This is a genomic window from Kitasatospora sp. NPDC051170 (assembly GCF_044455705.1).
Lineage (GTDB): Bacteria > Actinomycetota > Actinomycetes > Streptomycetales > Streptomycetaceae > Kitasatospora.
Window position 1 is genome coordinate 179,457 of record NZ_JBITFA010000002.1, and the last position, 12,723, is coordinate 192,179.

Here is a 12,723-nt window from a genome sequence, read left to right on the forward strand (position 1 = left end):
GATGGACGAGGTGGACATCGCGGTCGTGGGCGGCGGCATCATCGGCTGCCTGACCGCGCGCGAACTGCTCGCCCGGCGCCCTGAGCGGACGGTGGCGGTGCTGGACCGGGACTCGGTCGGCTCCGGCGCCAGCCGCCGCTCGGCCGGCCTGCACTTCCCGCGAGGCGCGACCGGCCGGGTGCGCGGCATGGCCGCCTACAGCGAGCAGTACTACGCCGAACTCGCCTCGCGCCGACCGGAACTGCCGATCCACCAGGTCGGCATGGACGTGGTCGGCGCGGAGCAGACGGTGCTCCGGAGCTACCTGGCCAGTGCCCGGCCGACCCCGGCCACCGCGGGCGTCTGGCACGTCGAGGGCGGCCAGTACGCGGACGTGGCGGGTCTGACCGGCCGGCTCGCCGGCGAGCTGCGCGCCGGCGCGATGGTGCACGAGGGCACCGGGGTCACCGCGATCGGGCTCGGCCCCGAGCGGATCACCCTGGCGCTGAGCAGCGGCGGTGAACTGGCGGCCGGCCAGGTCGTGCTGGCGCCCGGGCCGTGGATCGCGGCCCCGGCCTGGCGCGAGCTGGTCGCCCCGCTGGGGGTGCGGGTGAAGAAGGTGGTCGCCCTGCACATCGACCTGGTGCCCGCGGCGACCGACCGGGTGGTCGTCTTCCAGGCGGAGGACGCCTTCCTGCTCCCGCTCCACGACCGCGGGCACTGGCTGTTCAGCTACACCTGCCAGGAGTGGGGCGTGGACCCCGACGCGCTGGGCGAGGGCCTGTCCGACCAGGACCTCGGCGACGCGCTGGCGGTGCTGCGCGCCGTGGCCCCCGAGTACGCGGAGCACTGCGCCTCCGGGCGGGTCTTCTGCGACGCCTACAGCGGCACCGGCGAGCCGATCGTCCGCCCGCTGCCCGCCGACCCGCGGGTGGTCTTCGCCGGCGCCGCCAACGGCTCCGGCTACCGGCTGGCCCCCGCGATCGCCGCGCAGGCCGCCGATCTGATCGACATTCCGTTCCTGACCAGTCCTTCCAGGAGTCACGCATGATACTGAGCAGCTACGACGAGGGCGTGCTGCACGATGCCTTCGGCATCGACATGAGCAGCATCGAGGGGATCGGGGGCAGCCAGGGATCGGGCGCCGGCTGGGGCCGGGTGGCCCCGGGCGTCACCTCCGAGCTGCACCGGCACGACGAGACCGAGTTCTTCGTGATCGTGTCCGGCCGCGGCGAGTTCGAGGTCGAGGGGGAGCGCCACCCGGCGGTGCCGGGCACGGTGGCCCTGTTCGAGCCCTTCGAGACGCACGTGCTGCACAACACCGGCGCCGAGGACCTGGTGTTCGTCACCCAGTACTGGCGCGACGCCGAGCGCGCGGCCCGGGCGGCCACCGCCCCCGCGGGCACCGGTTTCGGGGACCGGCCGGTCTTCGTCTTCTCCACTCCGCCCACCCCGAACGGGGACCTCCACCTGGGCCACCTGTCCGGCCCGTACCTGGGGGCCGACGCGTTCGTCCGGTTCCAGCGGATGAACGGCGCCCGCGCCTGGCACCTGACCGGCAGCGACGACTTCCAGAGCTACGTGGTCGGCGCGGCCGAGCGCGACGGGAACACCCCGGCCGAGACCGCCGCGCACTTCAGCGCGGAGATCGCGGCCACCCTGGAGCTGATGGACATCCCGCTGGACCAGTACACGGTGACCAACGCGGACGCCGAGTACCCGGACGGGCTGCGGGAGTTCTTCACCCGGCTGGTCGACTCCGGCGCCGTCGCCCCGAAGGCCGCGCCGGCCCTGTTCGACGGTGAGAGCGGCGCCTACCTCTACGAGGTGGACGTCAAGGGCACCTGCCCGACCTGCGCCGCCGGGACCAGCGGCAACATCTGCGAGGAGTGCGGCGAGCCCAACCTGGTGGCCGACCTGGTCGAGCCGCGCTCGGCCCGCTCGCAGACGGCGCCGCGGGCCGGCACCGCGACCCGCTTCTCGCTGCCGCTGCACGAGTTCGAGGAGGAGATCGCGGAGCACCACCGGCTGGGCCGCGTCCCGGTCCGGCTGCGCGACCTCGCCCGGCGGGTGTTCGCCCGCCCGGAGCTGGACGTCCCGGTCAGCCACATCGCCGACTGGGGCGTGCGCCCGGCCGAGGAGGCCGGCGCCGACCAGGTGATCTGGGTCTGGCCGGAGATGTCCTACGGCTTCCTGCACGGCATCCAGGCGCTCGGCCGCCGGCTGGACCAGGACTGGCGGGCCGCCGAGCCCGGCGCGGACTGGAAGATCGTCCACTTCTTCGGCTACGACAACAGCTTCTACCACGGCGTGCTCTACCCGGCGCTGTACCGGGCGGCGTTCCCCGACTGGACGCCCGACATCGACTACCACGTCAACGAGTTCTTCCTGCTGGAGGGCGCCAAGTTCTCCACCAGCCGGCGGCACGCGATCTGGGGCAAGGAGATCCTCGGCGCCGAGACCGTCGACTCGGTGCGGTTCTTCCTCAGCCTGAACCGGCCCGAGGGCCGGCGCACCGACTTCCGCCGCGAGGAGTACCGGCGGGTGCTGTCCGAGACCCTGGTCGGCACCTGGGAGCACTGGCTGACCGACCTGGGCGCCCGGGTCCGCAAGGGGTACGAGGGCGAGGCGCCGGACGCCGGCAACTGGACCCCGGAGCAGACCGCGTTCCTGGCCCGGCTCGACGCCCGGCTGACCGCGGTGACCGGGGCGCTCGGCCGGGCCGGGTTCTCGCTCAATCAGGCCGCCGCCGAACTGGACGGCATCGTGCGCGACGCCGTCCGGTTCGCGGAGCTGGAGAGCCTGACGGCGGACGACCCCCGTTGGCGGGCCGAGGCCCGGACGGCGGTGGCGCTGGAGCTGGCGGCCGCGAAGCTGCTGGCCCGGGTCGCGGCGCCGGTGATGCCGCGCTTCGCCGCCCGGCTGTCGGCCGCGCTGGGCCTGCCGGAGCCGGCCCAGTGGCCGACCTCGGTCGAGCTGCTGGCGCCGGGCACCGAAGTCGCCCTGGCGGACGCGGTGTTCTTCTCCGCGCCGGCCGTTTCCACCGCCTCGGCCGCCGAACAGCCCGAGCACCTGGGCCTGCTCACCGACCTGGTCGCCGAGGCGCTCCAGCTGGCCGAACGGCCGTCCGCCGACGCCACGTTGATCGACCTGGGCATCAGCTCGCTGCAGGCCGTCCAGCTGCAGTACCAGCTGCTCACCGAGCTGGACGTGGACGTGCTGGTGGACGAGCTGCTCGGCGAGCACGACCTGACCGCGCTGGCCGCACTGATCGGCGAGCGGGCGGGCGCGGAGGTCGTGGCGGTCGCGGCGGTCGTGGAGGTGGCGGCATGAACGTCGAACTCGTCGAACTGGTCCAGGACATCGAGGAGCGCGGCCTGTCCGTCTCGGTGACCGCCGGGGACCTGCGCCTCCAGGGCATGCGCGACCGGATGGACCCGGAACTCGTCGGCCGTATCAAGCGGTTGAAGGCCGAGCTGATCCGGCACCTGAGCGCGGCCACCCCGCACGAGAGCGGCAGCTTCCCGCTCACCCCGCTGCAGCACGCCTACCTGCTGGGCCGCGGCGGCGTGTTCGAGATCTCCACCGCCAGCCACGTCTACCACGAGATCGAGGGGCACTGGGACGTCCGCCGGCTGGAGGCGGCGCTGAACGCGGTGATCGGCCGGCACGACGCGCTGCGGGCCCGGTTCACCGAGGACGGCCGCCAGGTGGTGGAGGCCGAGGTCGCCCCGGTGGTGATCGAGCGGCTCGACCTGCGCGGGCAGAGCCCCGACCAGCGGCTGCGGACCAGGGCCGCGCTGCGCGAGGAGCGCTCGCACCGGGTGCTGCCCGCCGACCGCGCGCCGCTGCTGGCGGTGGAGGTGACCGAGCTCTCCGACCGGGAGATGGTGCTGCACGTCAGCCACGACGGCCTGGTGATGGACGGGATCAGCTCCTTCCTGTTCTTCCGCGAGTGGTGGCGGACGTACCAGGGCGAGTCGGCCGCCGAGGGCGCCGAACTCCCGCTGGAGGACTACGTGTCGGCGCTGGCGGCGGCGGCCGTCAAGGCGCCCGCGGCCCGCTCCCGGACCTACTGGTCGGGCCGGCTGGACCAGCTGGCGGCCCACCCCGACCTGCCGGTGGCGGCGAGCCCGGCCGCGATCACCCGGCCGCGGTTCGTCCAGCGCCAGGTACGGCTGAACGCCGCGCAGTGGACCGCCTTCAAGCAGCGGGCCGCGGCGGCGGGGCTCACCCCGTCCGGCGCGCTGCTGGCCGCCTACGGCGAGGTGCTCTCCCGCTGGGGCGCCGGCGAGCGGTTCACCGTGACCACCACGGTGGCCAACCGCCCGCCGGTGCACCACCGGATCGCCGAGGCCGTCGGCCAGTTCTCCGACACCCTGCTGGTGGAGATCGAGGTCGACCGGAGCAAGCCGTTCGCGGCCCGGGCCCAGGCGCTCCAGCGGCGGCTGCGCACCGACCTGGACCACCGGCACCAGTCCGGCATCGAGGTGCTGCGCGAGCTGGGCCGGCGGCGCGGCACCGCCGAGGCGCGGATGCCGTTCACGTTCAACAGCGCGATCGGCTACACGGAGGAGGTGGACGGCTCGGCGTTCGAGCTGTTCGGCCCGGAGGTGTTCAGCGTCAGCCAGACCCCGCAGATCTGGCTGAACGCCTTCGCGATGGAGCAGCACGGGGGCCTGGTGATCCAGCTCGACGGGCTGGACGAGCTCTTCCCCGCCGACCTGCTGGAGGCCCTGACCCAGGGCTACCAGTCCCTGCTGGAGCAGCTGCTGGAGGAGCGGAGCTGGGCCCGTACCGGGTTCTCCCTGCTCCCCGGCGACCAGCTGCGGCGCCGGTGGGAGGCCAACGACACCGCCGTGGAGCTGCCCGGGGTGCAGCTCCAGGACGCCTTCGTCCGGCGGGCGACCGAGTGCCCGGACAGCCCCGCCCTGATCACCTCCGGGCTCCGGATGAGCTACGGCGAACTGCACCGCCGTGCGGCGAGGACCGCCGCCTGGCTGCGCTCGCACGGGGTCGGGCGCAACGAGCTGGTGGGCCTGGTGATGCGGCGCGGGCCGGAGCAGATCATCGGCATCCTGGCCACGGTGCTCGCCGGGGCCGCCTACCTGCCGGTGGACGCGGCCCTGCCCGAGGAGCGCCGCCGGTACATGCTGGCCGACGGCGAGGTCCGCTGCGTGCTGACCGACGTCGACGGGGTCGACCCGGACGGCCGCGCCGTCCTGCGGCTGGACGCCACCGACCCGGCGCCGACGGGTGCGCCGGAGCCGTTCGAACCGCCGGCCGGTGCCCACCCGGACGACCTGGCCTACGTGCTCTACACCTCCGGCACCACCGGCGCGCCCAAGGGCGTGATGGTCACCCACCGCAACGTGGCCAACGTGGTGGCCGACTGCTACACCCGGTTCGGCATCCGCCAGGACGACCGGTTCTTCGCGATCAGCGCCTTCAACTTCGACCTGTCGGTCTGGGACGTGTTCGGCGCGCTGACCGCGGGCGCCGCGCTGGTGATGCCGGACGCCGACCGGGCGGTCGACCCCGCGCACTGGCTGCGGATGTGCGAGCTGGGCGGGGTGACGGTGTGGAACTCGGTGCCCGCCATCGTCGGCCTGATGCACGACCAGGCCCTGGCCGAGGGCACGGCGCCCCCGGCCCTGCGGCTGGTGATGATGAGCGGGGACCGGCTGCCGCCGGCGCTGCCGGCCGCGCTGCGCCGGCTGGTGCCGGGCCTGGAGGTGGTCTCGCTCGGCGGACCGACCGAGACCACGATCTGGAACATCCTGCACCCGGTGGAGGAGTGGGAGGACGGCTCCGAGTCCATCCCCTACGGCCGTCCGAACGCCAACAACCGCGCCTACGTGCTGGACCCGGACGGCCAGGACGCGCCGGACTGGGTGACCGGTGAGATCTGCGCCGCCGGCACCGGGGTGGCCAAGGGCTACTGGCGCGACGAGGAGCGCACCGCCGAGAAGTTCGGCCAGGACGAGCGCCTCGGCGAGCGGATCTACCGCACCGGCGACCTGGGCCGCTACCTGCCCAGCGGCGAGATCCAGATCCTGGGCCGCAGCGACTTCCAGATCAAGGTCAACGGCTACCGCATCGAGGCCGGCGAGGTGGAGACCAGGCTGGCCGCGCTGCCGGCGGTGCGGCAGGCCGTGGTGGTCCGCCAGGAGGGGAGCCGCGGTGACCGGCTGGTGGCCCACCTGGTGCCCGCCGGTGCCGACCGGCCCGACGTCCCCACGATCCGGGAGGAGTTGCGGGGGGCGCTGCCCGAGTACATGGTCCCCGCCGCCGTGGTCTGGCACGAGGAGCTGCCCCTGACCCGTAACGGCAAGGTGGACCGGGGCGAGCTGATCCGCCGGGCGCCGGTGGCCGAACCGGCCGGGCAGGCGGCCGCGCCGGTGGCCGAGGACGGCGAGGCCGGGCCGACGGAGACCGAACTGACCGGCATCTGGGCGCGGATCCTGAACAAGCCGGCGGTCGGGCCGCACGACAACCTCTACGCGCTGGGCGGCGACTCGATCAGTGCCGCGCGGATCCTCACCGCGGTGCGCAAGCGCTTCGGCGTGGGCGTCCAGCTCAACCAGCTGGCGGCGATGGAGACGGTGCGGCTGATGGCCGCGCACGTGGACGCGGCCATGGCGGCGAAGGAGGCGCAGCGGTGATCGTCAACCGGATCACGGCGAACGCGCCGGCCGGCGGGCGGATCTCGTTCGCCAGGCTGGACGGCACCGAGACCCTGGAACTGGCCGAACTGCACCGCCGGGCCGGGCTGTTGGCGGGCGCACTGGCCGAGCTGGGGATCGGTCCGGGCGACCGGATCGGGATCCTGGCGGCCAACAGCCCGCAGTGGGTGCTGCTGGACCTGGCGGCGCTCTGGCTGGGCGCCGAGACGGCCGGCTTCGAGCCCGGCAAGTTCGAGCCCGACCGGCGGCTGATCAGCCGGTACGGCCTGCGGCTGCTGTTCACCGACCGCCCGGCCGAGGCCGCGGGACCCGAGGCCGCCGACGTACTTCCGCTGGCCGAGGTGGACCGGCTGATCGAGAAGGCCCACCCGGCACCCGAACCGGTGGTCTGGGAGCCCCACCGGGTGACCACCGTCAAGTTCACCTCCGGCAGCACCGGCGAGCCCAAGGGCCTGGGCGCCACGGCCGCCTCGATCGACGGCTCGCTGCGCGCCGTCCAGGACATGTTCCACCACCGGGAGGGCGACGACCTGTTCGTCTTCCTGCCGCTGTCGCTGCTCCAGCAGCGGTACTGGATCTACTCCGCGCTGCGGCACGGCCACGACGTGACCGTCTCCACCTACGAGGCCGCCTTCGCCACCATGCGGCGGTCCCGGCCGACCGTGGTGATGGGCGTGCCGGCCTTCTTCGAGACCGCCCGGCGGCACATCGAGGCCCGGGCGGCCCGCTCGGGGAAGCCGGTCGGCGAGCAGGCCGCGCAGCTCTTCGGCGACCGGATCCGCTACCTGTGGACCGGCTCCGCCCCGGCGGCCCCCGCGACGCTGCGCTTCTTCAACGAGGCCGGACTGCCGATCTTCGAGGGCTACGGCCTCAACGAGACCTGCATCGTCGCCAAGAACCACCCCGGCGCCTCCCGCGAGGGCAGCGTGGGCCGGGTGGTGCCCGGCAAGGAGGTGCTGCTGGACGCCGACGGCGTGATCAGCGTGCGCAGCGTCCACCCCGTCAACGACCACTACGCCTACGCCGCCCCCGGGGACAGCGAGAAGGTCTTCCGGCCCGGCGGCATCGTCCGCACCGGCGACCTCGGACTGATCGACCAGGACGGCTACCTCTACATCCTCGGCCGCGCGGACGACGTGATCGTGCTGGAGAACGGCAAGAAGATCGTGGTCCGGCCGATCGAGGAGCGGCTGACCTCGGGCCCCGCCATCACCGAGGCGGTGCTGTTCTGCCCGCGGCAGACCGAGCTGGTCGCCGTGGTCCGCCCCGCGCACTACCCGCCCGACGAGGCCGCCATCGCCGACGCGCTCGCCGACGCCAACGCGGCGCTCGGCAAGGACGAGCGGATCGCCCGGGCGATCGTCGCCCGCGAGCCGTTCACCGTCGAGAACGGCCTGCTCACCTCGCAGTTCAAGCCCCGCCGCCCGCAGATCCGGGCCACCTACGCAACTGACCTCGCCAACCCTCAGGAGGGTATCCATGCACGCTGAGACCGAGACCGCGGCCCGGGAGAACCTGGTGCTGGTGCTGACCATCCCGGTCGAGCCGGAGGAGATCGACCCGGACGCCGACCTGGCCGGCCGCTACAGCCTGACCTCCCTCAACAAGGTGCTCTTCCTCACCTCGCTGTGCGACGAGACCGGCACCGAGCTGTCCCGCTTCACCGAGCGCGACCTGGCCCGGATGACCACGCTGCGCGAGGTCGTCGAAGCCGTCACCCCGTCGACCGTCGAGGCGGTGTGACCATGGGAACCTGGGCCGTTGACGCACCGGTGGTGCTGGAGAACGAGTTCGTGCGGCTGAGCCCGCTGACCGCCGAGGACCGGGACGGGCTGCGCGCGATCGCGCTGGCGCCGGACATCTGGCGGTACTTCGTCACCCGCATCGACACCCCGGAGGACTACGAGGCGTTCTTCGACGCCACCCTGGCCGACCACCTGGCCGGCCGCCGGGCGGTGTTCGTGATCACCGACAGGCGGACCGGCCGGACGGCCGGGTCGATGAGCTTCGGCAACATGGCCGAGGCGGACGGGCGGCTGGAGATCGGCTGGTCCTGGCTGGGCCTGGACTTCCAGGGCCGGGGGGTCAACCGCTGGGCCAAGTACCTGCTGCTGCAGCACGCCTTCGAGGACCTGGGCGCCCTGCGGGTGGAGTTCAAGACCGACGAGCGGAACAAGCAGGCCCGGCGCGGGCTCCTGAACGTCGGCGCCCGCGAGGAGGGCACGCTGCGCAGCTTCAACCCGATGCCGGACGGCACGCGGCGCAACGCCGTCTTCTACAGCGTGCTGCGCGACGAATGGCCCGAGGTGCGCGAGCAGCTGGCCCGCGGCCCGCGGGTGGTCCGACAGGAGGGGGCATGACCGGGCGACTGCTGCTGACGGGCACCGCGTTCGAGCGGGGGGAGCAGCACGGGCGGGCGCTGGCCGGCGAGTTGCGCGCCTTCCTGGACGACGGGCTGGCCCGGCTCAACCACCTGACGGCCACCCCGCTGACCCTGGACGGGCTGCGGCCGCGGATCGACGCCTACCGGGCGGCGGTCGCGGCCGCAGCCCCGGCCCTCGCCACCGAGGTCGAGGGCCTGGCCGCCGGGGCCGGGCTGAGCACCGCCGAGGCATGGCTGCTCCAGCTGCGGCGGGAGATCATGGGCTACCAGAAGATCCCGACGGCCGGCGACTGCACCACCTACGCACGGGCCGGCGGCCCGTACACCGGACACCCGGTGCTGGCCCAGACCGTGGACCTGAACGGCAATCTGGACGACGCGATCAGCGTGCTGGACGTGGCGCCCGCAGGGTCCGCCCGGCGCTCGCTGGTGCTCTCCTTCGCCGGACTGCTCGGATACCTCGGGCTGAACAGCGACGGCCTGGCGATCGGGCTCAACCTGGTGCTCGGCGGCGACTGGCGGCCCGGGCTGCCCCCGTACCTGGCGATCCGTCATCTGCTCGACACGGCCGGCAGTGTGACGGAGGCGCTGGAGCTGCTGCGCGGGATGCGGCTGGCCAGCTCCCGCTCGCTGACCCTGTGCGACCGGGAGCGGGCCGTCTGCGTCGAGGTCCTGGGCGACGAACTGCGGGTGTCGGAGGGGCACGAGACCGCGCACACCAACCACTTCCTGGACCCGGACCTGGCGCGCGGCGACGAGCTGAACGTGTTCGCCCGCAACTCCTCGGTGCGCCGTCTCAAGGAGGCGCGGGCCGGGCTCGCCGAGCTCGACCCGGCGGCGGGGCCGGAAGACCACTTCGCCGTGCTGACCAGGGCGCCGATCTGCGTGCCCGACGAGGGTGACATCCGGCTGGAGCGCACGGTCGCCGCCGTGGTGCTGCTGCCCGGGCGCGGGGAACTGCACCTGCGGCCCGGCGACCCCTCCCGATCGGTCACGCAGGTCTTCGGCCTGCGTCCGACGTGACGCCCCCGGGCGCCGGGGTGGAGGCATGGCTGGCCGACCTGTCGGCCGACGCCGAGCCCCTGGCGCCGGCGCACTACGCGGTGGACCTGACCGAGGAGGAGCGCGACCGGGCGGCCGGCTACCTGAACGGTGAGGACGCCCGGCTCTTCCTCCGGTCCCGGCTGGCCGTCAGGCGGCTGCTGGCCGTACGGCTGGGGGAGGCCCCGGGAGCGGTACGGCTGGCGCGGACCAGGGGCGGCAAGCCCTACCTGCCGGACCATCCGGAGCTGAAGGTCAGCTGGTCGCGCTCGGAGGACCTGCTGCTGCTCGGCATCTCGGAGCAAGGGGCGCTGGGCGTGGACCTGGAGCGGATCCGGCTCATCCCGTCCGCCACCCAGGTGCTCGGCTCGCTCTACCCGGCCCTGCCCCCGCAGGCCGACGGGGCCGGACCGGAGTTCTTCTTCTCCGCCTGGACCCTGCTGGAGGCGGCCGTGAAGGCCACCGGCCGGGGGCTGGCCGAGGGGGTGAGGGACGTGACCCTCTCCTTCCCGGCGCGCGGGGGCGCCGCCCTGCTGGGGATCGCCCGTACCGGGGGCGAGCCGTGGGCGGCGAGCACGGCGCTGCTGGAGGCGCCGGCGACCACGGACGCCCGGCTGATGGCCTCCTTCGTGACACGGGGCCAGCTGGGCCGGATCTGGCTGCGGCGGTGGCCGCCGGAGGGGAGTGAGGGAGATGACTGAGTCGGCGGTGCTGCACGTGGTGGCCCCCCTGCTGACGGTGCAGCGGATGCGCGAGCGCCTGGCCCCGGTGGCCGGCGACCCGCGGTTCACCGTCGCCGTCCGGGACGCCTGGGACGGGCCCCAGGCGTGGGTCGCCTGCCCGGCCGGCCCGGGAGCGGCGGGGGAGGTGGAGCGGGCGCTGCGCTTTCCCGGTGACGGCGCCGGTGCGGTGCCCGTATCGGCCGAGGTGCCCACGGCCGGGGCGCGGGCGGTCACCGTGACCGGGCCGTTCCCGGCCGCGGCGGGGCTCGCGGCCGGGGACGCGGCCGGGCTCGCCCTGGCCGCCTGGCAGGAACTCCTCCGGTCCCGCCCGGAGCAGGACCGCAGCCGCTACTCCTTCGCCCTGCACCCGGAGCCGGTGCTCCCCGACGGGTGGCTCCTCCAGTCCTGGGTCAACCCCGCGCTCGGCCCGGTGCAGTTCACCGTCCGGCCCGGCCCGCGGCTGGCGGTCAGCTCGCCGGGCGGGGCCGGGCGCGAGGAACTGGCCGTCCTGCTCGCGCAGTGGTCCCTGCTGGTCGCCCGGGCCGGAGTACCCGGTTAGCCCGGCCCTCGGTGAGGGGGCGCGAGGCCGTCCCGACGGCCCGCGCCCCCTCACCGGTGTGCCCGGCCGCTCGAGGTTCTGGGTCAGCCGGCCAGGCCGTCGAGCTCGGTGGTCCAGTCGATCAGGTCCGCTTCCGAACCCTGGGGGACGAGCGTGAAGCTCTCCCGGCGGAGCCAGCGGCGGATCTGGCGGGGCGCGCGGCCGCCCGCGTCACTTGGCGAGGAAGGCCAGCAGCGCGGCGTTGACCTCCTCGGCGTGAGTCCAGATCAGGCCGTGCGGGGCGCCCTCGATCTCGACGTAGTCGGCGGCCGGCAGCGCCTTGTGGAAGACGCGGGCGGTGCTCTCGACCGGCAGGGTGCGGTCACCGGTGCCGTGCAGGATCAGGGCGGGGACGTCGATGCGCGGGATGTCGCCGCGGAAGTCCGTGTACCAGGTCGACGGCGCGGCGGCGGCGGCGAAGAACCCGCCGCCGGCGGCGGTGTTCCAGCTGTTGCGGACGGCCTCCTCGCTGATCCGGGTGCCGAGGTTCTCGTCCAGGTTGTAGAAGTCGTTGAAGAAGTCGGTGTAGAAGGCGTACCGGTCGGCCTTCACCGCGGCGACGACGCCGTCGAAGAACTCCTTCGGGGCGGCGCCCTCCGGGTTGTCCTCGGTCTTGAGCAGGTACGGCTCCAGGGAGGCCAGGAAGGCGACCTTGGCGACGCGGGCGGAGCCGTACGTCGAGACGTAGCGGGCGACCTCGCCGGTGCCCATGGAGAAGCCGACCAGCACGGCGTCCTGGACGTCCAGGGTCTCCATCACGGTGTTCAGGTCCGCGGCGAAGGTGTCGTAGTCGTAGCCGGTGGTCGGCTGCGAGGACTGGCCGAAGCCGCGGCGGTCGTAGGTGATGACGCGGTAGCCGGCGTCGAGCAGCGCGGCGCTCTGCCGCTCCCAGGAGTGCCCGTCCAGCGGGAAGCCGTGGATGAGGACGACCGGCCGGCCGGTGCCGTGGTCCTCGTAGTAGAGGTCGATGGAGGTGGTGTTCTCCTGGCCGACGGTGATGAACGGCATGGGATGTTCCTATCTCTCGGACAGCGACAGCGTGTGTGCGCCGTTGACGAGTCCCACGCTACGAGCGGCCGTCGGCGGCGGGTTGCCTCTGAGAGCACACCCTGTCGTCCGAGAGCGCTGTGGACGGGCTCGGGCATGGGGTGCGCGGACCGGCCGAAGGCGGTGCGCCGTCAGGACATGCCGAACCGGCGTGGGGGGCCCCCGCCCCCCGGGCCCCCCCGCCCCCCCCCCGGCGGGGGGGGGGGGCCCCCCGCGGGGGGGGGGGCGGGCGGGGGGCCGGCCCCCCCCCCCCCCCCCCCCCCCCCC

The 12,723-nt window shown here is 74.1% G+C and carries 10 protein-coding genes; 9 read left to right on the plus strand and 1 reads right to left on the minus strand.

All coding sequences use genetic code 11. The annotated features are described in order from the left end of the window. The first annotated feature begins 1 nt into the window (after window position 1). From ACIBCA_RS04580 to ACIBCA_RS04620, 9 genes are read left to right on the plus strand one after another with little or no spacing between them, the layout of a single operon-like run. On the plus strand, window positions 2-1,030 hold the full coding sequence (locus tag ACIBCA_RS04580) for an NAD(P)/FAD-dependent oxidoreductase (protein WP_396281344.1): 1,029 nt from the start codon (window positions 2-4) through the stop codon (window positions 1,028-1,030). Beyond that, a complete protein-coding gene (locus ACIBCA_RS04585) occupies window positions 1,027-3,312 on the plus strand; it encodes a class I tRNA ligase family protein (RefSeq protein ID WP_396281345.1) in 2,286 nt (761 codons plus the stop codon). The genes ACIBCA_RS04580 and ACIBCA_RS04585 overlap by 4 nt, the downstream gene beginning before the upstream one ends. Beyond that, window positions 3,309-6,644 carry an amino acid adenylation domain-containing protein gene (locus ACIBCA_RS04590; RefSeq protein ID WP_396281346.1) on the plus strand — a complete coding sequence of 1,112 codons (3,336 nt, stop codon included), beginning with the start codon at window positions 3,309-3,311 and terminating at the stop codon, window positions 6,642-6,644. The genes ACIBCA_RS04585 and ACIBCA_RS04590 overlap by 4 nt, the downstream gene beginning before the upstream one ends. Next, a complete protein-coding gene (locus ACIBCA_RS04595) occupies window positions 6,641-8,155 on the plus strand; it encodes an AMP-binding protein (RefSeq protein WP_396281347.1) in 1,515 nt (504 codons plus the stop codon). The genes ACIBCA_RS04590 and ACIBCA_RS04595 overlap by 4 nt, the downstream gene beginning before the upstream one ends. Then, window positions 8,145-8,408, plus strand: coding sequence for a phosphopantetheine-binding protein (locus ACIBCA_RS04600; protein ID WP_396281348.1), 264 nt, complete (start codon window positions 8,145-8,147; stop codon window positions 8,406-8,408). The genes ACIBCA_RS04595 and ACIBCA_RS04600 overlap by 11 nt, the downstream gene beginning before the upstream one ends. 2 nt (window positions 8,409-8,410) lie before the next feature. Beyond that, window positions 8,411-9,025 carry a GNAT family N-acetyltransferase gene (locus ACIBCA_RS04605; RefSeq protein WP_396281349.1) on the plus strand — a complete coding sequence of 205 codons (615 nt, stop codon included), beginning with the start codon at window positions 8,411-8,413 and terminating at the stop codon, window positions 9,023-9,025. Next, window positions 9,022-10,071 carry a C45 family autoproteolytic acyltransferase/hydolase gene (locus ACIBCA_RS04610; RefSeq protein WP_396281350.1) on the plus strand — a complete coding sequence of 350 codons (1,050 nt, stop codon included), beginning with the start codon at window positions 9,022-9,024 and terminating at the stop codon, window positions 10,069-10,071. Before ACIBCA_RS04605 ends, ACIBCA_RS04610 begins: the two co-directional genes overlap by 4 nt. Beyond that, window positions 10,068-10,790, plus strand: a complete 723-nt coding sequence (locus tag ACIBCA_RS04615) for a 4'-phosphopantetheinyl transferase family protein (protein ID WP_396281351.1) — start codon at window positions 10,068-10,070, stop codon at window positions 10,788-10,790. The genes ACIBCA_RS04610 and ACIBCA_RS04615 overlap by 4 nt, the downstream gene beginning before the upstream one ends. Further along, window positions 10,783-11,370 carry a hypothetical protein gene (locus tag ACIBCA_RS04620; protein WP_396281352.1) on the plus strand — a complete coding sequence of 196 codons (588 nt, stop codon included), beginning with the start codon at window positions 10,783-10,785 and terminating at the stop codon, window positions 11,368-11,370. The genes ACIBCA_RS04615 and ACIBCA_RS04620 overlap by 8 nt, the downstream gene beginning before the upstream one ends. Before the next feature lie 210 nt (window positions 11,371-11,580). Here ACIBCA_RS04620 and ACIBCA_RS04625 read toward each other — a convergent pair whose 3' ends face one another. Beyond that, entirely contained in the window at window positions 11,581-12,417 is an 837-nt protein-coding gene (locus tag ACIBCA_RS04625) for an alpha/beta fold hydrolase (RefSeq protein WP_396281353.1), read from the minus strand. Window positions 12,418-12,723: the final 306 nt, after the last annotated feature.

What these genes read in the sequence shown, in the direction of transcription:
- ACIBCA_RS04580 (WP_396281344.1), top strand. Translation starts at nt 2, where the DNA reads ATGGACGAGGTGGACATCGCGGTCGTGGGCGGCGGCATCATCGGCTGC.
- ACIBCA_RS04585 (WP_396281345.1), top strand. Translation starts at nt 1,027, where the DNA reads ATGATACTGAGCAGCTACGACGAGGGCGTGCTGCACGATGCCTTCGGC.
- ACIBCA_RS04590 (WP_396281346.1), top strand. Translation starts at nt 3,309, where the DNA reads ATGAACGTCGAACTCGTCGAACTGGTCCAGGACATCGAGGAGCGCGGC.
- ACIBCA_RS04600 (WP_396281348.1), top strand. Translation starts at nt 8,145, where the DNA reads ATGCACGCTGAGACCGAGACCGCGGCCCGGGAGAACCTGGTGCTGGTG.
- ACIBCA_RS04605 (WP_396281349.1), top strand. Translation starts at nt 8,411, where the DNA reads ATGGGAACCTGGGCCGTTGACGCACCGGTGGTGCTGGAGAACGAGTTC.
- ACIBCA_RS04610 (WP_396281350.1), top strand. Translation starts at nt 9,022, where the DNA reads ATGACCGGGCGACTGCTGCTGACGGGCACCGCGTTCGAGCGGGGGGAG.
- ACIBCA_RS04620 (WP_396281352.1), top strand. Translation starts at nt 10,783, where the DNA reads ATGACTGAGTCGGCGGTGCTGCACGTGGTGGCCCCCCTGCTGACGGTG.
- ACIBCA_RS04625 (WP_396281353.1), bottom strand. Translation starts at nt 12,417, where the DNA reads ATGCCGTTCATCACCGTCGGCCAGGAGAACACCACCTCCATCGACCTC.